This is a genomic window from Sulfitobacter sp. 1A15299 (assembly GCF_043556915.1).
GTDB lineage: Bacteria > Pseudomonadota > Alphaproteobacteria > Rhodobacterales > Rhodobacteraceae > Sulfitobacter.
The window spans coordinates 558,930-578,366 of sequence record NZ_JBIFFJ010000001.1; the positions used below are offsets into that span (position 1 = coordinate 558,930).

Consider the following 19,437-nt stretch of genomic DNA (forward strand, 5'->3'; position numbering starts at 1 on the left):
CGCGCCTGACATGGAGGGCCGAAAATGAGTCTGAGCGACATCCAAAACCGCATCTCGAAAGCCGAAGCTGATGCAGGCCGCGCGGCGGGGTCGGTCAAGCTGATCGCCGTCAGCAAGGTTCAGCCCGATGCGCGTGTGCGTGCGGTCTTGGAAGAGGGGCACCGCTCTTTCGGAGAGAACCGCGTGCAAGAGGCGGCGGGCAAATGGCCCGGTTTTCGCGAGGATTTTGACGGCATCGACCTGCACATCATCGGCCCATTGCAAAGCAACAAGGTCCGGCAGGCGATGGAACTGGCCGAGGCGATCCACACGGTCGACCGCCCCAAATTGGCCAAGACCATCGCGCGGCTGGCGCAGGAGATTGGCCGCTGCCCTGACCTCTTCATCCAAGTAAACACGGGCGAGGAAGAGCAGAAGGCCGGGGTGATGCCCCGCGACGCGGATGCGTTCATTGCCGAGTGTCGCGCGCTCGACCTGCCGATCAAGGGGCTGATGTGCATCCCGCCGGTGGATGAGGCGCCGTCGCTGCATTTCGCGCTGCTGGCCAAGATCGCTGCGCGCAACGATCTGACCGGCTTGTCGATGGGCATGAGCGGCGACTTCGAGCAGGCCATCGCACTGGGCGCCACCCATGTGCGTGTGGGCTCCGCCATCTTTGGCGAGCGGGTTAGCGGATAATCAACCGCGTTGCCGGACCCACATGCGCGGCGATCTTGTGAAGGTCGCTCCGCGCAAAGGCGATGCACCCTTCGGTCGGATAGCCGGGCCGCCGCCATTGGTGAATAAAGATCGCAGAGCCGCGGCCTGCCGTGGCATCAGGCCAGTTCCAGTCGGTCAGGATTACAAGATCGTAAAGTGGATCGGCGCGGCGCAGGGCCTCATGGCTATGGGGGTAGGGGGCGCGGACGCGGTGGTTGTAATCGGCTTGGCCACTGGCGTCGGACCACAGATCGCCCGGACCGATCGGCTGGGCCCAAGCGCTTGGCGCCGGGATGCGGTCAGGCCGGTAAAGCATCCCCACCAGACGATGCACCCCGCGCGGCGTGGCGCCATCGCCTTCGCGTTTGTCATCGGTCAGCCCGCCCTTGCCGATGCTACAGGCATAGCGCCGCCCCTGAAACCGCAGCCCCGTCGGCGTCAACACCATGTCGTTCGGGGTCATAGCAGATGCCCCGATTTCGCGGCTTTGGTGGCCAGATAGGCGCTGTTGTGGCGGTTCTCGCCCACAGCCAGCGGGACGCGCTCGGTCACGGCGATGCCGCTTTGCTCCATCATGCCCACCTTGCGCGGGTTGTTGGTCAGCAGGCGCACGGCGGAGAAGCCCATAGAGCGCAGGATGTCGGCCCCGAGGCGGAAGTCGCGTTCGTCATCCTCGAACCCCAGCCGATGATTGGCCTCGACCGTGTCGAAGCCCTGATCCTGCAAGGAATAGGCGCGCATCTTATTGGCAAGCCCGATGCCGCGCCCCTCTTGGTTGAGGTACAAAAGCACGCCATGCCCTTCGCCGCCCATCTGCGCCAGCGCGGCGCGCAGCTGCGGGCCGCAGTCGCATTTCAGGCTGCCCATCAGATCGCCGGTGAAACAGGCCGAATGCAGGCGGCAAAGCACCGGTGCGTCGCGGGCGGGGCGGCCGATTTCGATGGCGTAATGCTCTTCGCCGCCATCTTCGGGGCGGAAGATATGCAGACGCCCGGCCTCGGAGACCTCCATCGGCAAGCGGGCGTTCACCACCGGATGCAGCGCGCTGCGCTCGGCGAGGATCGGTGCGGCGGCGCTGAGGTTAATCAAGGTCAGCCCATGCGTCCGCGCGAAATCGGCCCCCTGCGGCAGGTCGAGCACCAGCGCGGCGGGCAGCATCCGCGCGGCTTTCACCAGATCGAGCGCGGCGCAATGCGCCGCCGTATCACCGCCCCGCGCAGTCTGAAGCGGCCCTTTCATCGGGGCGCGCAGGTCGTCCGCCGGGTCGGCGATGCTTTGCACCCATGCCGGGGTCGCTCCCTCAGGCAGCAGCACCCGGGCAAGATTGCCATCATAGGCCCGCGCCTTGAGCGTCTCGGCCCGCCGCGCGGTGATCGCCAGCACCGGCGCACCGCCCAAGGCCAGCACATCCGCAAGGCGCTGCGCCGTCAGCGTCTCGGCCGCCAGCACAAGGGCGGCCTGCGCCCCATCCGCCAGAACCACGGGCACGCCCATGCGCAGATCGGCCCGCGCACGCGCCAGTTGTTCGGTGATGTCCGGGGCGAAACTCATGGTTTGTTGCAACTCCGCAAAGGCTTCCCCGTCTATCTAGGTTATATCGCAAGGAATTGAAACATTTCACGCTTTGTTGACACGAGGCTGTGAGACAGCAGTCACATCCCTTGTTCGGGCACCGCCCAAGGCGCATGTATAAGACAACAGACGGAGAGACAGATGGCCCAGCTTAAGAAAATCCTGCTTGTCGATGACGACGATGACCTGCGCGAAGCGCTGAGCGAGCAGTTGATCATGACCGAGGATTTCGACGTTTTCGAAGCGGCCAATGGCACAGAGGCGATGGCCAAGGCGAAAGAAGCGCTTTACGATCTCATCATCCTCGACGTGGGCCTCCCCGATACCGATGGCCGTGAGTTGTGCCGTCTGATGCGCAAACAGGGGGTGAAAAGCCCGATCCTGATGCTCACAGGCCATGACACCGATGCCGACACGATCCTCGGTCTTGATGCCGGGGCGAATGACTATGTCACCAAGCCGTTCAAATTCCCGGTCCTTCTGGCTCGCATCCGCGCGCAGTTGCGCCAGCATGAACAGTCCGAAGATGCCGTGTTCCAGTTGGGGCCCTACACGTTCAAACCCGCGATGAAGGTGCTGACCACGGAGGACGACCGCAAGGTGCGTCTGACCGAGAAAGAGACCAATATCCTCAAGTTCCTCTACCGCTCGAATGACGGTGTTGTGCCGCGCGATGTGCTGCTGCATGAGGTCTGGGGCTATAACGCGGGCGTCACGACGCATACGCTTGAAACCCATATCTACCGCCTGCGACAGAAGATCGAGCCTGACCCCTCGAACGCCCGTTTGCTGGTGACGGAATCCGGTGGCTATCGCCTGATGGCGTAAAAACCGGGAACCAATTCCGACCCCCGTGGTTGGAATACCTGAGAGGCGGGGTTTTCATGACCCGCACCTCGGTTTGAAGCCCGACTTTTGTACCCGGGTAAAGGTACATACCTCCCTGTTGGACTGGCCGGGCCTTTGCGCCCGGTCTTTTTTTTGGGGGGGGCGGCTTTGGCTGCCCCGGCCAGGGACAAGCCGCAGGCGATGGCCGTGACCGTAAGGAAGCCCCCCATTTCCGCATGGCACCCCCGCGCCGCCCGCGTTACTGTGCCGAACCACCCCCAGACCGGAGCCTGCCCCATGTCCTTTACCCTCGCCACTTGGAACATCAACTCCGTCCGCCTGCGCGAGCCTTTGGTGCTGAAACTGCTCGCCGAACACGGGCCGGATGTTCTGTGCCTGCAAGAATGCAAAAGCCCGGTAGACAAGATCCCCGTCGAGGCGTTCAAGGCGGCGGGCTACACGCATATGGTCGCGCGCGGCCAGAAGGGCTACAACGGGGTGGCGATCCTGTCGAAACTGCCCTTGTTGGATGCGGGCGATCAGGATTTCGCCATGCTGGGCCACGCGCGCCATGTCGCGGCCAAGCTGGAGAACGGCGCCACGATCCACAACTTCTACGTCCCCGCAGGCGGCGACAAACCCGACCGCGAGATCAATGAGAAGTTTGGCCAAAAGCTCGATTACCTCTCGGAAATGCGCGACTGGTTTCATGGCGAAAAGCCCGAAAAGTCGATCCTTGTGGGCGACCTTAACATTGCCCCGCGTGAGGATGACGTCTGGGACCATAAGAAGCTGCTAAAGATTGTCAGCCACACCCCGGTCGAGGTTGAAGCGCTTGGCGCGGTGCAGGATGCGGGCAATTGGGTCGATATCACCCGGCAGGATGTGCCTGAGGGCAATCTCTATAGCTGGTGGTCCTACCGCGCCGCCGATTGGGATGCCGCCGACAAGGGCCGCAGGCTCGATCATATCTGGGCCACATCCGATATCGCGCAGGCCGGACACTCCAGCCATATCGTCCGCGATGCGCGCGGTTGGGAGAAACCCAGCGACCACGCACCGGTTTTTGCCAGTTTTGACCTTTGAATCGCGCCCCTGCACGTCCATATAAGGCCAAACGCGATTAGCGAGGATGACAGCATGACCGACCTGAACCTTTCCACCGCCGCCCCTGCGGATGCCGATCTGATCAAGGACACGACTGAGGCGACCTTCATGGCTGATGTGGTCGATGCTTCGCAAACGGTGCCGGTGATCGTTGATTTCTGGGCGCCGTGGTGCGGCCCTTGCAAGACGCTTGGCCCGATGCTGGAAGACGCCGTGCGCGCGGCCAAAGGCGCGGTGAAGATGGTGAAGGTCAATGTCGATCAAGCCCAGAACATCGCCGGTCAGTTGCAAATCCAATCAATCCCCACGGTCTATGCCTTCTACAAAGGCCAGCCGGTCGATGGGTTCCAAGGCGCGCTGCCGCAGTCCGAGATCAAAGCCTTCGTCGACCGGGTGGTAAAAGCGGGGGGCGGCGAAGCGCCCGGTGACACGCTGGCCGATGCCGTTGCCGCCGCCGAAGAGATGCTTGCCGAAGGGGCCGCCACGGATGCGGCGCAGACTTTCGCCGCGATCCTCGAAGAAGACCCGATGAACGCGCCTGCCTATGGCGGCATGGTCCGGTCCCACATCGCCATGGGCGCATTGGATCAAGCCGAAGCGCTGCTGAACGGCGCGCCGATCGAAATCTCCAAGGCCCCCGAACTCGAAGCCGCCCATGCCCAGTTGCAACTGGCGCATCAGGCCGCCGATGCCGGCCCCGTGGCCGAGTTGACCGAGCAGGTCGAGGCCAATCCCGACGATCATCAGGCGCGCTTCGATCTGGCCCAAGCGCTCTATGCCCATAACAATGCCGATGCTGCCGTCGACCACCTGCTAGAGCTTTTCCGCCGCGATCGGGAGTGGAACGAGGGCGCCGCCAAGGCGCAGCTTTTCACTATTTTCGAGGCACTTAAACCCAATGACCCGGTGGTGCTGAATGGCCGTCGCAAACTGTCGTCAATGATATTTGCCTGAGGCTTCGGTCGCGCTAAGTCCCTTGTCATGATCAAGCCAGCAGAACTGCCCAAGACTATTGCTATCTTTCCGTTGGCAGGGGCGCTGCTGCTGCCCCGCTCGCGGCTGCCGCTGCATATCTTTGAGCCGCGTTACCTTCAGATGATCGAAGATGCGCTCAAGACCGACACGCGGTTGATCGGCATGGTCCAGCCCAACGAACTTCCCGGCCGGGACGGTCATGGGCTGCACCAGATCGGCTGCGCGGGCCGCATCACCCAGTTTTCCGAGACCGAGGATGGCCGCTATATGGTGACCTTGGGCGGCGTCTCGCGCTTTCGCGTGGTGGAGGAGATCGAAGGCTTTTCCCCCTATCGCCGCTGCGATGTGAATTGGTCGGGCTTTGACCGCGACTTGGGCGAAGATGAGGTCGACGACAGCTTTGATCGGGCGCGCTTCCTTGACCTATTGGGGCGCTATTTCGACAGCCGCGGGCTTTCCGCCGATTGGGACACCTTGAAAGATGCCGAGGATGAGTTGCTGATCAACTCCCTGTCGATGATGCTGGAGTTCGAGGCCGAGGATAAACAGGCGCTGTTGGAAGCGCCTTCGCTGGAGACCCGGCGGGAGACATTGGTGACATTGATCGAATTCGCGATGCGCGGCGGTCAGGAAGAGGGCTTGATGCAATGACGGATGCGACCGTTCAATTCGACCGCCGGATGCTGGAGGCATTGATCTGCCCGCGCACCCAGACGACGCTGACCTATGACGCAGAAAAGCAAGAGTTGGTGTCGAAAGCCGCCGGTCTGGCCTATCCGATCCGCAACGGCATTCCCGTCATGCTGCCGGACGAGGCCCGGCCTCTGTAAAGGGGCGCGGCTGCGTTAGAGGGGCTTGCCACGCATCAACCGGGGCAGCTCGCCTGTCAGCCCTGCGGCTTCGCGGATAAAGGTCCGGCGCAGGCCGGGCAGGGCGTTGATCGCGGCCATGCCCATGTCGCGGGCCAGCCGCAAGAGCGCATTATCATTCGAAAACAGCCGGTTGAAACTGTCGGTCGCCAGTGCAAGGCTGACATTGTCGAACCGCCGCCATTCCTGATAGCGCGCCAATACCGCGGCGCCTCCGGGGTCTTCGCCCCGGCGAACCGCAACGGCGATCACCTCGGCCAAGGCCGCCACATCGCGCAGACCCGCGTTCAGCCCCTGACCGGCGATGGGATGCACCCCATGGGCCGCGTCGCCCAAAAGCGCCACGCGCGGGGCGGTCATGGAATGGGCCAGCGACAGGCCGAGCGGATAGCTGTAGCGCGGGCCGGTCAGCGAAAGCTCTCCCAGAAAACTGCCAAAGCGGGGGCGCAGCACCTCAAGGTATTGCGCATCCGGCAGGGCGTTGATCGCGGCGGCATTGGCGCTGGCCTCGCTCCAGACGATCAGGGAGCGGTTGCCGGTCAGCGGCAGGATCGCCAGCGGGCCGGGGGGCATGAAGAATTGATGCGCGATGCCATGATGCGGCTTTTCGTGATCCACCACGCAGACAAGCGCCGTTTGACCATAGGACCATGCGACACGCTTGATGCCCGCGCGCTCCGCCGTGCCACTGCCGCGGCCATCGGCCCCTACGGCCAAGCGCGCGCGCAGGCTCTTGCCGCCCTCAAGCGTCAGGGTGATGCCGGTCGGCGTTACTGTCTGACCCGTAACGCGGGTGTCGTTCATCATGGTAATCGCCGGATCGGCGGCAGCCGCTTTCAGCAGCGCGCGGCGCAGGTGGCGGTCTTCGACCATCTGGCCCATCGGGCCTTCTTCGATCTCGGCATGATCGAAATGCATGAACATGGGCGAGGGGCCGGTTCCGGCGCGCCCATCGGTGACCTTGATCTCAAGCATCGGCTGGGCGTCATCCGCGAGGTCGGGCCAGATGCCGATGCCTTCCATCAACCTGACCGAGGTCAGCGCAAGCGCATAGGCGCGGCCATCGAAGGCGGCGTTCTCAAAGGTCTGTGCCGGCTGGGCGTCAAGCACCGCCACGCGCAATCCCGCGCGGCTGAGGGCCAAGGCAAGGGCAGGGCCATTCAGCCCACCGCCGATGATCGCGATATCGTGGTCAAAATCCATGGCCCTAGATATGACCTGCGCGCGGGGATTGTCCATGCGCCGAACGGTCGCTAGGTTCGCCGAGAACAGCGGTAAGGGGCAGGACATGCAAGAATGGTTGGAAATGACGGCGGCGGATCTGGGGCGCGGGATCGCGGCGGGCGATATCGACCCGGTGGCGCTTTGCGATGCCTATCTCGATGCCATCGAGGCACATCCGATGCGCGACCGTATCTATGCCCGCGTCACGGCTGACCGCGCCCGCGCCGAAGCCGCCGCGGCGGCTGAGCGTGCCCGCGACGGTCAGCGCCTGTCGCCCCTTGATGGTGTGCCGATCTCTTGGAAAGACCTCTTCGATACCGCCGGAACGGCCACCGAGGCGGGCTCAAAACTGCTCGAAGGCCGAGTGCCTGAGCGCGACGCCGAAGTGCTGGCAAGCGCGACGGCCTTGGGGCTTGTCTGCTTGGGCAAGACCCATATGAGCGAGCTGGCCTTCTCGGGCCTCGGCCACAACCCCAGCACCGCGACCCCGCCTTGTGTGAACGAGCCGGACAGCGTCTCGGGCGGGTCATCCTCAGGCGCGGCGGCCTCGGTTGCCTTTGGCTTGGCGGCGGCGGCGATTGGGTCGGATACTGGCGGGTCGGTGCGCATTCCGGCGGCGTGGAACGATCTGGTGGGGCTCAAGACCACCGCAGGCCGTGTGTCCCTTGCTGGGACCGTGCCGCTGGCGGCGAAGTTTGACACGGTTGGCCCGCTTTGCCGTTCGGTCGAAGACGCGGCGCTGCTGCTTGCCGCCTTGGAGGGGGGCAAGCCCGCCGATCTGCAAGAGAGCGAGTTGGAGAGCTGCCGTTTCGCGGTGCTGACCAATGTGGTGATGGACGAGCTATCCGATGAGCCCAAAGCAGCCTTTGACGCGGCGGTGGCGCGGTTGCGGGAGGCCGGTGCCACGGTTGACGAGATCGCCGTGCCCGAAGTCGAAGAGGCGATGCCGCTGAGTTCCTGTCTCTACACCACCGAAGCCTATGGGCTGTGGCGCGATGTGATCGAAGCCGACCCGGAAGCGATGTTCAGCGAAATTCTTGAGCGTTTCCGATTGGGAAAGGGATTCTCCGGCCCCGATTACGTCGCCGCTTGGGCCAAGCTCGATCTGGCGCGGGCGGGCTATGATCGGGCCGTGGCGGGCTATGACGCGGTGCTGGTGCCGACCGCGCCCATGCTGCCGCCGAACATCGAACGGCTGAACAGCGATCACGACTACTACCTCGCGCAGAATCTCCTATCCTTGCGCAACACGCGGGTCGCGAATCTCATGGGGCTTTGCGCGCTTACCTTGCCGACCGATACGCCCTCTTGCGGCATTTCTTTAATGTGCGCGCCGGGGGCCGAAGAACAGCTTTTGCGCCTTGGTGCGGCGGCTGAAGCGGCCCTGCGCGAGGCCTAGGAGCGCACGACCGAAAAGCCACAAGGGCGGCAAAACTCCCCGGTTTTTCTGGACGGGAGAGGCGCCCTTGGGTACCTTGGGGCAAACGGGGCGAAAATGATCCCGATCCGAGGCAGTTTTGATGATGTATACCGAGCGGTTTTCGAACCTTCCGGCCCACGTGTGGCCGCGCCTGCGCGCATTGCTCGATGGGCATGAGGGCGGCGGCACGCCGATTCATATGACCATCGGTGAGCCGAAACATGCCTTTCCGGCATGGGTAACCGATGAGATCACGAAACATGCCGCAGGGTTCAACAAATACCCGCCGAACGACGGCTCGCCCGAATTGCGCGCGGCGATTACCGCATGGATCGCCCGCCGCTACGGGGTCGAGATGGACCCCGAGAGCGAGGTGATGGCCCTGAATGGCACGCGCGAGGGGCTGTATAACGCCGTCATCGCGCTTTGCCCGCCCACCAAGAATGGGGAGAAGTCGGCCATCCTGATGCCGAACCCCTTCTACCAAGTCTATATGATCGGCGCGATTTCCGGTGAGGCGGACCCGATCATGGTGCCCGCCACTGCCGAGACCGGACATCTGCCCGATTTCGCGAGCCTCCCCGAAGAGGTGCTGCGGCGCACCACGGCGGCCTATCTTTGCTCTCCCGCCAATCCGCAGGGCGTGGTCGCCTCGCGCGATTACTGGGCCGATCTGATCGCGCTGGCCGAGAAGTACGACTTTCTGATCTTCGCCGACGAATGTTATTCCGAGATCTACCGCGACACGCCGCCCACCGGCGCGCTGGAGGTCGTCAAAGAGTTGGGCACCGACCGCAACCGCGTGGTAATCTTTCATTCGCTGTCGAAACGCTCCAACCTGCCGGGGCTGCGGTCGGGCTTTGCCGCCAGTGGGGCCGAGACGATGCGCCAGATCAAACAGTTGCGCAATTACGCGGGCGCGCCGCTGCCGCTGCCTTTGCAGCAGGCCGCCGCCGCCGTCTGGGCGGATGAGGCGCATGTGGAAGAGAACCGCGCGCTCTACCAAGAGAAATACGCCATCGCCGACCGCATCTTTGGCAATGTGCCGGGCTATGCGAGCCCCGAGGCGGGGTTCTTTCTCTGGCTGCCGGTCGAGGATGACGAGGCTGCGGCGCTGAAGCTCTGGCGCGAGACCGGCGTGCGGGTGTTGCCCGGCAGCTATCTGGCGCAGAACGTTGCCGGGGGGAACCCCGGACAGAATTACATTCGGGTCGCCTTGGTGGCCCCAAAAGACGAAACGACGCGCGGATTGGAAGCGATCCGCGACTGTCTGTATTCGGCATAAGCGAGGGACGACATGGCATATCAGACACGGGGACGCGATCCATTGCTAGACAGCAACATGGCCGAGGCAATCGAAAAGCGCGGTCGTGAACTGCTGGGGCTGGCGCTGATCATGCTGGGCATCATGGCTGCCATGATGATCGGCAGCTACACGCCGGACGATCCCAACTGGATGGTCTCGACCGATGCGCCGGTGCAAAACTGGATGGGCCGGATCGGTGCCTCCATCGCGGCACCGCTGTTCATGATCGTCGGCTGGGGCGCTTGGGGCATTGCCATCGTCCTGCTGTTCTGGGGCGGGCGTTTCGCGCTGCATCAGGGTGATGACCGCGCACTTGGGCGGCTGATCTTTGCCCCCATCGCCGTGGCGCTTGGGGCCATCTATGCCGCCACACTGGCCCCCGGTCAGGAATGGCTGCTGACCCATAGCTTCGGTCTGGGCGGGCTCTTTGGCGATACCGTCATGGGTGCGCTGCTGACGATCCTGCCCATCGGCTCGACCCTGACGGTCAAGCTGATGTCGCTTTTGATGGGTGTCGCAATTCTCGCATTGGGTGCCTTCGTGCTGGGCTTTACCAAGGCGGAGTTGTTCCGCATTGCGCGGTTCCTGCTGGTCGGTCTGATCATGGCCTATGCCGGGCTGATGACGCTTCTGGGCCGTGGCGCCAATGGGGCCGTCGTAGCCGCGCAGAACCTCTCGGCCCGTCAGGCCGAACGTCGTGAGCGCCGCCGTCAGGAAGCCGAAGACGCCGAAGCTTGGGCCGCGCAGGAGGCCGAGCAGAGCTATGCCGCGCAGCACGCCCCGATGGCGGAGCTCGAAGCCGAGCCGCGCAGCTTGTTCGGTCGGATGCCCGGGCTGATCAAACGGCCCGCAGCCGAAGACGACATGCCCGAGCCGGAACTGATCGAGACCTACAGCGATGCCATCGTGGATGAGACACCGGGCGAAGAGCGCATCAAAAGCAAGATCGCCGATGTGATCAAGAACCGCGTGCGTCATGCCAATGCCATTCACACGCCGACGACCGCGCCGCTGACCAAGGGACGGGGCCGTGGCCCGGACCCGTTGGTGTTGAACACCAGCCAGCCCGCCGCGCTGCGCGCCGAGCCGCCCCTGACCGCCGAAGCCGCCACCCTGCGCCCCGAGCCGCTGCTGCGCAGGCCGCAGGCCCAGCCCGCGCCCGCTCCGGCGCCCGAGCCGATGGTTCAGGAACCGGCAGCGCAGGCGCCGATGGCCGCGCCCTACGAAGACACCGTGGCGTCTGAGACCCTGCCATTGCAGCAAGCGCCCGCGCCTGAGGCGATGAAAATCCCCGTGGCGGAGCCGCGCAAAGTGGTGCAGCAGCCCGCCCGCAAACCCGTCCAGCCCTCGAAACAGGCGCAGGTCGAAGCGCAGCCCACCCTGACCTTCGATGACACGCATCCCGGTTTCGAACTGCCGCCGCTGAGCCTTCTCGAAAGCCCCGAAAGCGTGCAGCGCCTGCACCTGAGCGACGAGGCCTTGGAGGAAAACGCGCGGATGCTGGAAACCGTGCTCGACGATTACGGCGTGAAGGGTGAGATCGTCGCCGTGCGCCCCGGTCCGGTCGTCACAATGTATGAGTTGGAACCCGCCCCGGGCCTCAAGGCCAGCCGCGTGATCGGTCTGGCGGATGACATCGCCCGCTCGATGGCGGCGCTCTCGGCCCGTGTCTCGACGGTGCCGGGCCGCTCGGTCATCGGCATCGAACTGCCCAACGAAAACCGCGAGAAGGTGATCCTGCGCGAAATCCTCTCCAGCCGCGACTTCGGCGACGGCAACCATCGCCTGCCGCTGGCGCTTGGCAAAGACATCGGCGGCGACCCGGTCGTGGCCAACCTCGCCAAGATGCCGCACCTGCTGATCGCGGGCACCACCGGCTCGGGCAAATCCGTGGCGATCAACACGATGATCCTGTCGCTGCTCTACAAGCTGACGCCGGAAGAATGCCGGATGATCATGATCGACCCCAAGATGCTGGAACTGTCGGTCTATGACGGCATTCCGCATCTGCTGAGCCCGGTTGTGACCGACCCCAAGAAGGCCGTCGTCGCGCTGAAATGGGTCGTGGGCGAGATGGAAGAGCGCTATCGCAAGATGTCCAAGATGGGCGTGCGCAACATCGAAGGCTACAACGGCCGCGTCCGCGAGGCGCTGGCCAAGGGCGAGATGTTCTCGCGCACCGTGCAGACCGGCTTTGACGAGGACACCGGCGAGCCGATCTTCGAGACCGAGGAGAACACCCCCGAGGCGCTGCCCTATATCGTCGTCATCGTCGACGAGATGGCCGACCTGATGATGGTCGCGGGCAAGGAGATCGAAGCCTGCATCCAGCGTCTGGCGCAGATGGCGCGGGCGAGCGGAATCCACCTGATCATGGCGACGCAGCGCCCCTCCGTTGACGTGATCACCGGTACGATCAAGGCGAACTTCCCCACGCGGATTTCCTTCCAAGTGACCTCGAAGATCGACAGCCGCACGATCTTGGGAGAGATGGGGGCCGAGCAGCTTCTGGGCATGGGCGACATGCTCTATATGGCGGGCGGGGCCAAGATCACCCGCTGCCACGGCCCCTTCGTGAGTGATGAAGAGGTCGAAGAGATCGTCAACCATCTCAAGCAATTCGGCGAGCCGGATTATGTCTCGGGCGTGGTCGAAGGGCCGTCGGAGGATAAGGAAAGCAACATCGACGCGGTGCTGGGCCTCGGCGGCAATACCGATAGCGAAGACGCGCTTTATGACACCGCCGTGCAGGTGGTGATCAAAGACCGCAAATGCTCCACCTCCTACATCCAGCGCAAACTGGCGATCGGCTATAACAAAGCCGCGCGTCTGGTCGAGCAGATGGAGGAAGAGGGGCTGGTCTCTCCGGCGAACCACGTCGGCAAGCGTGAGATTCTGGTCCCGGAGCAAGCATAGAGCTACCCGCCCCCTCCCCTGCCGGGGGTGATCATAAGAAAACACCGCCGGGCCACCCTCCCGGCGGTGTTTTTTTATGGGGGGAGGCCGGCGATAGCGAAAAACCGCCCCCTGATATCGAATATCACGGCCACCCGCCCTATGTCTGAACGTGAGGCAACACAGGACGAACAACATGCGTAAACTTACTTCTGCGATTCTGGCGGTTGGACTGGCCGTATCGGCCCCCCTCGCGGCAGCGGCGCAGCAACTGTCGCTGAACGAGATCTCGGGCTATCTTAACCAGCTTCGCACGGCCAAGGGCGACTTTACCCAGATCAATGACGATGGGTCTATCAGCACGGGCACGATCTATATCAAACGCCCCGGCAAGGTACGTTTCGAATATAACGCGCCGGATTCCGGGCTGGTCGTCGCCGGGGCGAATACGGTCGTGATCTACGACAAGAAGTCGAACCAACCGGCGGAAACCTATCCGCTGGCGCGGACCCCGCTGTCGATCATCTTGGCCGATAACGTCAATCTGGGCCGTGCCAAGATGGTGACAGGCCACAGCTACGACGGCACCGCCACCACGGTCACGGCCCAAGACCCCGCCAACCCGCAGTATGGCAATATCCAGATGAAGTTCACCGGCAACCCGGTGCAGCTGCGTCAGTGGATCATCAACGATGGCAATGGCAGCGCCACTACCGTCGTGCTGGGTGACATGCAGGTGGGGGGCAATATCTCTAACAGCCTGTTCGACACCGGCGGCGCACGGGCTGGCGGCAAACGCTAAGCGGCCCTGCTGAAACAAAAAACGCCCCGGCTGATCAGGCCGGGGCGTTTTGCATTGGAGCGGCTGGCGATTACCAGCGGCTCAAGCGGCAGCCTGCGATCTGGTTTTCATAAAGCTTGGCGCGGGATTCGACCTTGCCCGCGACGCCGACCAGCCACGCCTTGCTGTTGTAGCTTTGCCGGGAAAAACCCGTGTGCCCCTCGTGATAGGCGAGGTATTGATTGCGGGCGTCATGCAGCGAGACGCCGTTCCGCTCCCGCGTCAGGTTCATGTACCAGCCCATGAAATCGCTCGCGTCGCGAATCCGGTCGCGTTTGGCACGCCAGCGGCCCTCGGATTCCAGATACTCGTCCCATGTCGCGTCCAGAGCCTGCGAATAGCCAAAGGCGCTGGATTGGCGGCCCATTGGGATCACGCCCAGCACATATTTGAACGGCGTCCGGGCATCCGCCACGAATTTGCTCTCTTGGTGGATGGTGGCCATTTGAACGTGAATGGGGACCCCCCATTTCCGCTCGGTCGCGCGGAATGCGCGCAGGTACTCGGGGTGCTCTTTCAGGATCGTGCAGGCGTTATCCAGATCACGCGGGGCCGTTTGAGGCCCGCCGCCGCAGGATGCCACCAGCAGTACGATCATCATTGCGCAAAGATGCTTGCTCATCTGCCTCTCGCCTCTCGTTTTTGTTAGGGGACGTTTTTTCGGAGGAGTTTAACCGATTCACCCTCACCATCACATCACTAAATTGGGAAAATGCGCGGCGGTCTGCGCGGTATTGCGCTGACAGCGCATCGGCGGGCAGGCGGTATTTCGCGGGAGGCCGGTAAAGCAGTTGCGCCCCCGGGCGGTGAGCTGCTGCAAACCCACTGTCGGCGCAGCGTTCACAGTCTGTTTCCCCGCACAGGGCCGCTGTGATTGGACAAAAGCCCCTTGAAAGGGCTACCGTCGAGGGGTAGGGGCAGCATGTTATGATACGAACACGCGCAAAATATCACCTCGGGCAGATTGTCCGTCACAAGAAGCATCCCTTTCGGGGCGTGATTTTTGACGTCGACCCGGAATTCGCCAACACCGAAGAATGGTATGAGGCGATTCCCGAAGAGAACCGGCCGGTGAAAGATCAACCGTTCTATCATCTTTTGGCCGAGAACGATCAGAGCTACTATGTGGCCTATGTGTCCGAGCAGAACCTCGTCGCCGATTATTCGGGGGAGCCTGTGGACCACCCCGATATCCCCGATCTGTTCGGCCCTTTCACCGACGGTGCCTATCCGCTGCATTTTCAGATGAACTAAGCCCGGCGGGCCGTTGCCCGCCCGCGCAGGCGTTTCATCAATAGCCCAGGGCGCAGCCGTCCTTGCGAGGGTCGCTCGCGCCTTCCAGAACGCCATTTTCGCGGATGCGGATCGCTTGCGCTCCGCCGATCGCCGTTTCGGGCACCTCGACCCTATGGCCCAGATCGCTCAAGCTTTGGCGCACGTCATCGCCAAAGCCGCGCTCCACCTTCATCACCTGCCCATCGGCAAAGGCGCGCGGCGCGTCGATGGCGCTTTGCACATCCACGCCAAAATCGGTGAGGTTCGAGGCAAAGCGCGCATGGCCGCAGGGCTGATACGCCCCGCCCATCACGCCAAAGGGCATGGTCACCCGGCCATTCTCGCGGATCATGCCGGGGATGATCGTATGCATCGGGCGTTTGCCGCCTTTCAGCTCATTCGGGTGGCCTTCCTCCAACGTGAAACCCGCGCCACGGTTTTGCAGCAGGATGCCGAACTTGTCCGAGGCGATGCCAGAGCCGAAGCCGTGGAAGATCGAATAGATGAGCGAGACCGACATGCCGTCACCATCGACCACGGTGATATAGATCGTGTCTTTATGTACCGCCTCGCTGATCGGGGCGGCGGCGGCCATGGCGCGTTTGGGGTCGATCAGGGCCGCAAGGGCGCGGGCGGTCTCAGGCGCCAGCATGTGCTCAAGCCGCGCGGTGTGATCCGGGTCGGCCAGAAAGCGGTTGCGCGCGTCATAGGCCAGTTTGGTCGCCTCGGCTTCGATATGCAGCCGCTCGGCCCCCAGCGGGTCCATTCCGGCGATGTCGAAGTGATCGAGGATATTCATCAGCAACAGGGCGGTCGCCCCTTGGCCGTTGGGCGGATGTTCGACCGCTTCGAGGTCTTTGTACTGGCCTGACACGGGCGTCGTGACCTCGGCGCGGGCCTGGGCGAAATCCTCGGCGCTGTGGCTGCCGCCAGCGGCTTGCAAGCTGGCGATCATGTCTTCGGCGATCTCTCCGGTGTAGAAGGCATCGCGGCCCTGTGCGGCCACGCGGCGCAGCACTTCGGCCTGTCCCGGCGCGCGGAAGATGTCGCCGGTGCGGGGCGTTTTGCCGTTGATGAGGAAGTGATCCCGCGCGCGCCCCTGAAGGGTGCCGCCATCGGTGGCCCAGTCAAAGGCCACGCGCGGGGCGACGGGCACCCCCGCCTCGGCGTAGTGGATCGCGGGGGCGAGCAGGGCGTCCAACCCCAGTTTGCCGGTGCTCTCGGAGAGGTGGCAGAAGGCGTCGATGGCCGTGGGGATCGTCACGGCATCCGCCGAGCGGAGCGGCACCGTCTGCTCGCCCTTGTCCCGCAGTTTGGCGGCGTCCAGCGCCGCCGGCGCGCGGCCAGACCCGTTGAGGGCATGGACCTCCTCGCTGCCTGCCGGGGAGTAGAGCACGAAACAGTCGCCGCCGATCCCGGTCATCTGCGGCTCGCAAATCCCCAGCAGCACCGCCCCGGCGATGGCCGCGTCCATCGCGTTGCCGCCCCGTGCAAGGATATCGACCGCCGCCCGCGCCGCCAGCGGATGCGATGTGGCGCAGATGCCGTTGGTGGCCAAGACCGGTGACCGGCCGGGAAGGTGAAAATCGCGCATGTGCTGCCCCTCGCTGAATTGTATCAGCGTGACCCTAGACCGAGATTTCGGTTCTGCCAATGCGGGGGAAAGTTCCTCGGCACCGCGTACTGGGTGGGGGCTATTAAACACGGCACCGAGGGAAGCCATATGCAGCTACAGCCCCGTTTATGACCCACAACCAAGGCGCAATTGTGATCCCAGCGGGGCTGTTTTGAGAAATATGCGGGACGCCCTGCCGCAGGTGTTAACGCAGCGGTAACCCGACCGGGAGCCGCAGGTCGATCCGGTTCTCTTGCGCCAAGCGGCGATAGGTCAGGTCTTTCGCCAAATCGCGGATCAGGAACCAGCCAAAGCCGCCTTCGGGCAGGTCGCAAATCGGGCGGTCGATCTCTTGCGGCAGGCCCAAGGGCACCTGCAGATCGGGCATTGGCAGCCCTTCGTCCGACACGGCAAGGTGCAGGCCGTCGGGCGCGTGATGGCAGGCGATATGGATGGGGCCGGGGTGGTGCGGATCGGGGTAGGCGTGTTCGACGATATTGTTGAGCATCTCGGCGACCACCAAACGCACCACGCAGACCTCCTCGGCCCCGAGCGACAGGCAGCTGAGCGCATCCAGCAAAAGCGTGAGCGCCTCCCGCGCGGCCTGCGGGCCGCTGTGAACGGTGATCTCGAACGGGCAGAGCGCGGACCGCGCGGCGGAGAGCCGCATGGCGCTATTCTCGATGCGCGGTGAGGGCGGCGTCAAGCGTGTGGAAAATGCCAAAGACCCGATCCATCCGGGTGAGGGTAAAGACCTTTTCCACCGCCGGGGTCAGCCCGGCCAGCACCAGCGCGCGCTGCGGTGCCAGATGTTTCATCGCCGCCACGATCGCGCCCAAGCCGCTGGAATCGATGAAATTGACCCGCTGCAGATCAAGGATCACGACCGGCGGCGCATGGGCCGCGGCACGGCGCAATGCATCCTTGAACTCCAACGCCGCGGCGGCGTCGATCCGGTCATGCAGCACGCTGACCACGCAAAAGCGGTCTTCTGTTTTGGCGGAAACTTCCATAGACATGCCCCGAGACTTTGAAGTTCGAGACGTGATTAACCGTAAAACCTTACCAACTGGTATGCGGTGCAACTCTAGGAGAACGTGATGCGCAATGTCGTGATAACCGGTGCAGCCAGAACCCCGATGGGCGGTTTTCAAGGAGCCTTCGAGGGGCTGAGTGCCGCGGAATTGGGCGGCAGCGCGATCAAGGCGGCCTTGGGCAAGACGGATCCTGCCGAGGTGCAAGAGGTGCTGATGGGCTGCGTGCTGCCCGCCGGACAGGGCCAAGCGCCCGCACGTCAGGCCGGGTTCAAGGCCGGTCTGGGCGAAGAGGTGCCTGCCACGACGCTGAACAAGATGTGCGGCTCGGGCATGAAGGCGGCGATGATGGCCTTCGACCAGATCGCGCTTGGCCAGACCGATGTGATGGTCGCGGGCGGCATGGAGAGCATGACCAACGCGCCCTACGTCTTGCCCAAGATGCGCGGCGGCGCGCGGCTCGGCCACGGTCAGGTGATCGACCATATGTTCCTCGACGGGCTCGAAGACGCCTATGATAAGGGCCGCCTGATGGGCACCTTCGCCGAGGATTGCGCCGAGCGGTTCCAATTCACCCGCGAGACGCAGGACGACTACGCGCTGGCGTCGCTGTCGCGCGCCATCGAGGCGCAGGAAAGCGGCGCCTTCGCGGATGAAATCGCCCCGGTCGAGGTCACCTCGCGCCGCGGCAGCACGACGGTCAGCGCCGACGAACAGCCCGCCAGCGCCCGGCCCGAGAAGATCCCCCAGCTAAAACCGGCCTTCCGCGAGGGCGGTACGGTGACGGCGGCAAATTCCTCGTCGATCTCCGATGGCGCGGCGGCGCTGGTGTTGGCGGATGAGGAGAGCGCCAAGCGCAAGGGGCTGAACATCCGCGCGCGCATCGTCGGTCACGCCAGCCACGCCCAAGCGCCGGGGCTGTTCACCACGGCACCTGTCCCCGCCGCGCAAAAACTGTTGGAGCGGATCGGCTGGAAGAAAGAAGATGTCGACCTGTGGGAGGTCAACGAAGCCTTCGCCGTGGTGCCGTTGGCTTTCATGCATAAGATGGATCTCTCCCATGACATCGTGAACGTCAACGGCGGCGCCTGTGCGCTTGGCCATCCCATTGGCGCCTCGGGCGCGCGGATCATGGTGACCCTGCTGAACGCGCTGGAAAAACGTGGGCTGAAGCGCGGTGTCGCGGCGATCTGCATCGGCGGCGGCGAGGGCACGGCCATCGCGATCGAACGCCCCTGAGCCTTCGGGTCATTTTACCTATCGAAGGGGGGCGGCCTGCCTCCCTTTTTCCGTCTGAAATAAGAGTATCGCCATGACTGTCGACTACCAAACCCTTGCCAAGACCATCGCCGCCCTGACCGAGGGCGAAGACGATGCCGTGGCCCTGATGGCCACCATCGCCTGTGAGGTGCATCACGCGGATGACCGCTTTGACTGGACCGGCTTTTACCGGGTGACCGCGCCCGAACTGTTGAAGATTGGCCCCTATCAGGGCGGCCACGGCTGTCTCGTGATCCCCTTTTCGCGCGGGGTCTGCGGGGCTGCGGCGCGGACTGGCGAGGTGCAATTGGTTGAGGATGTCGATGCCTTTCCGGGCCATATCGCCTGTGCTTCTTCGACACGCTCGGAATTGGTGCTGCCGGTCTGGAACGGGGCGGGGGAGTTGCTGGGGGTTTTCGACATCGACAGCGACCAGCCGAATGCCTTCACCCAAGCCGACGCCGATGCTCTAAGCGCGATCCTCAAGGCGAGTTTCGCCGCCGTCGGCTGACAGCCA

The 19,437-nt window shown here is 63.8% G+C and carries 20 protein-coding genes; 13 read left to right on the forward strand and 7 right to left on the reverse strand.

Features of this window, described 5'->3' with window-relative positions; translation table 11 throughout:
• Positions 1-24: 24 nt before the first annotated feature.
• Positions 25-678 carry a YggS family pyridoxal phosphate-dependent enzyme gene (locus ACGYK7_RS02750; protein WP_394398761.1) on the forward strand — a complete coding sequence of 218 codons (654 nt, stop codon included), beginning with the start codon at positions 25-27 and terminating at the stop codon, positions 676-678.
• On the opposite strand, the gene ACGYK7_RS02755 is transcribed toward ACGYK7_RS02750, so the two are convergent.
• Both ACGYK7_RS02755 and ribA read right to left on the reverse strand, forming a co-directional pair.
• Positions 668-1,162, reverse strand: coding sequence for a L,D-transpeptidase (locus ACGYK7_RS02755; protein WP_394398763.1), 495 nt, complete (start codon positions 1,160-1,162; stop codon positions 668-670). The two genes, ACGYK7_RS02750 and ACGYK7_RS02755, sit on opposite strands and share 11 nt — an antisense overlap.
• Positions 1,159-2,250, reverse strand: a complete 1,092-nt coding sequence (ribA, locus tag ACGYK7_RS02760) for a GTP cyclohydrolase II (protein ID WP_394398764.1) — start codon at positions 2,248-2,250, stop codon at positions 1,159-1,161. Before ribA ends, ACGYK7_RS02755 begins: the two co-directional genes overlap by 4 nt.
• A gap of 162 nt (positions 2,251-2,412) precedes the next feature.
• Between ribA and ACGYK7_RS02765 the strand changes: the two genes are divergently transcribed.
• The 5 genes from ACGYK7_RS02765 (at position 2,413) to ACGYK7_RS02785 (ending at position 6,011) form a co-directional block, all read left to right on the forward strand.
• The gene (locus ACGYK7_RS02765) at positions 2,413-3,099 is read left to right on the forward strand and encodes a response regulator transcription factor (RefSeq protein ID WP_394398765.1); all 687 of its coding nucleotides are present in this window, start codon (positions 2,413-2,415) and stop codon (positions 3,097-3,099) included.
• A gap of 297 nt (positions 3,100-3,396) precedes the next feature.
• Positions 3,397-4,185 (forward strand): exodeoxyribonuclease III, encoded by a 789-nt coding sequence (locus tag ACGYK7_RS02770; protein WP_394398928.1) that lies wholly within the window; start codon positions 3,397-3,399, stop codon positions 4,183-4,185.
• Positions 4,186-4,239: 54 nt separating this feature from the next.
• Positions 4,240-5,160 carry a thioredoxin gene (gene trxA, locus ACGYK7_RS02775; RefSeq protein ID WP_394398767.1) on the forward strand — a complete coding sequence of 307 codons (921 nt, stop codon included), beginning with the start codon at positions 4,240-4,242 and terminating at the stop codon, positions 5,158-5,160.
• A 27-nt stretch (positions 5,161-5,187) separates the two neighbouring features.
• A complete protein-coding gene (locus ACGYK7_RS02780) occupies positions 5,188-5,832 on the forward strand; it encodes an LON peptidase substrate-binding domain-containing protein (protein ID WP_067261736.1) in 645 nt (214 codons plus the stop codon).
• The gene (locus tag ACGYK7_RS02785; protein ID WP_394398769.1) at positions 5,829-6,011 is read left to right on the forward strand and encodes a Trm112 family protein; all 183 of its coding nucleotides are present in this window, start codon (positions 5,829-5,831) and stop codon (positions 6,009-6,011) included. The genes ACGYK7_RS02780 and ACGYK7_RS02785 overlap by 4 nt, the downstream gene beginning before the upstream one ends.
• A 15-nt stretch (positions 6,012-6,026) precedes the next feature.
• On the opposite strand, the gene ACGYK7_RS02790 is transcribed toward ACGYK7_RS02785, so the two are convergent.
• Positions 6,027-7,253 (reverse strand): FAD-dependent oxidoreductase, encoded by a 1,227-nt coding sequence (locus ACGYK7_RS02790; protein WP_394398771.1) that lies wholly within the window; start codon positions 7,251-7,253, stop codon positions 6,027-6,029.
• Positions 7,254-7,338: 85 nt separating this feature from the next.
• On the opposite strand from ACGYK7_RS02790, the gene ACGYK7_RS02795 reads away from it, so the two are divergent.
• From ACGYK7_RS02795 to ACGYK7_RS02810, 4 genes are all read left to right on the forward strand, one after another.
• Positions 7,339-8,673 (forward strand): amidase, encoded by a 1,335-nt coding sequence (locus tag ACGYK7_RS02795; RefSeq protein ID WP_394398930.1) that lies wholly within the window; start codon positions 7,339-7,341, stop codon positions 8,671-8,673.
• A 121-nt stretch (positions 8,674-8,794) separates the two neighbouring features.
• Complete coding sequence (locus ACGYK7_RS02800; protein WP_394398773.1) at positions 8,795-9,979, forward strand: aminotransferase class I/II-fold pyridoxal phosphate-dependent enzyme; 1,185 nt, start codon at positions 8,795-8,797, stop codon at positions 9,977-9,979.
• 12 nt (positions 9,980-9,991) lie between these two features.
• Entirely contained in the window at positions 9,992-12,916 is a 2,925-nt protein-coding gene (locus ACGYK7_RS02805) for a DNA translocase FtsK (protein ID WP_394398775.1), read from the forward strand.
• 175 nt (positions 12,917-13,091) lie between these two features.
• Positions 13,092-13,697 carry an outer membrane lipoprotein carrier protein LolA gene (locus ACGYK7_RS02810; RefSeq protein WP_209218459.1) on the forward strand — a complete coding sequence of 202 codons (606 nt, stop codon included), beginning with the start codon at positions 13,092-13,094 and terminating at the stop codon, positions 13,695-13,697.
• Positions 13,698-13,767: 70 nt separating this feature from the next.
• Here the strand turns inward: ACGYK7_RS02810 and ACGYK7_RS02815 are convergent, their stop codons facing one another.
• Positions 13,768-14,358, reverse strand: coding sequence for a lytic transglycosylase (locus ACGYK7_RS02815; protein ID WP_209218458.1), 591 nt, complete (start codon positions 14,356-14,358; stop codon positions 13,768-13,770).
• 305 nt (positions 14,359-14,663) lie between these two features.
• On the opposite strand from ACGYK7_RS02815, the gene hspQ reads away from it, so the two are divergent.
• A complete protein-coding gene (hspQ, locus tag ACGYK7_RS02820; RefSeq protein ID WP_067261750.1) occupies positions 14,664-14,990 on the forward strand; it encodes a heat shock protein HspQ in 327 nt (108 codons plus the stop codon).
• Positions 14,991-15,027: 37 nt separating this feature from the next.
• Here hspQ and ACGYK7_RS02825 read toward each other — a convergent pair whose 3' ends face one another.
• From ACGYK7_RS02825 to ACGYK7_RS02835, 3 genes are all read right to left on the reverse strand, one after another.
• On the reverse strand, positions 15,028-16,605 hold the full coding sequence (locus ACGYK7_RS02825; RefSeq protein ID WP_394398778.1) for a gamma-glutamyltransferase family protein: 1,578 nt from the start codon (positions 16,603-16,605) through the stop codon (positions 15,028-15,030).
• 226 nt (positions 16,606-16,831) lie between these two features.
• Complete coding sequence (locus ACGYK7_RS02830) at positions 16,832-17,296, reverse strand: ATP-binding protein (protein ID WP_394398780.1); 465 nt, start codon at positions 17,294-17,296, stop codon at positions 16,832-16,834.
• Positions 17,297-17,300: 4 nt separating this feature from the next.
• Positions 17,301-17,639, reverse strand: coding sequence for an STAS domain-containing protein (locus ACGYK7_RS02835; protein ID WP_394398932.1), 339 nt, complete (start codon positions 17,637-17,639; stop codon positions 17,301-17,303).
• An 87-nt stretch (positions 17,640-17,726) separates the two neighbouring features.
• Here ACGYK7_RS02835 and ACGYK7_RS02840 point away from each other — a divergent pair, with 87 nt between their 5' ends.
• Both ACGYK7_RS02840 and ACGYK7_RS02845 read left to right on the forward strand, forming a co-directional pair.
• On the forward strand, positions 17,727-18,899 hold the full coding sequence (locus tag ACGYK7_RS02840; RefSeq protein WP_394398782.1) for a thiolase family protein: 1,173 nt from the start codon (positions 17,727-17,729) through the stop codon (positions 18,897-18,899).
• 73 nt (positions 18,900-18,972) lie between these two features.
• Positions 18,973-19,431 (forward strand): GAF domain-containing protein, encoded by a 459-nt coding sequence (locus ACGYK7_RS02845; protein WP_394398784.1) that lies wholly within the window; start codon positions 18,973-18,975, stop codon positions 19,429-19,431.
• Positions 19,432-19,437 lie beyond the last annotated feature (6 nt).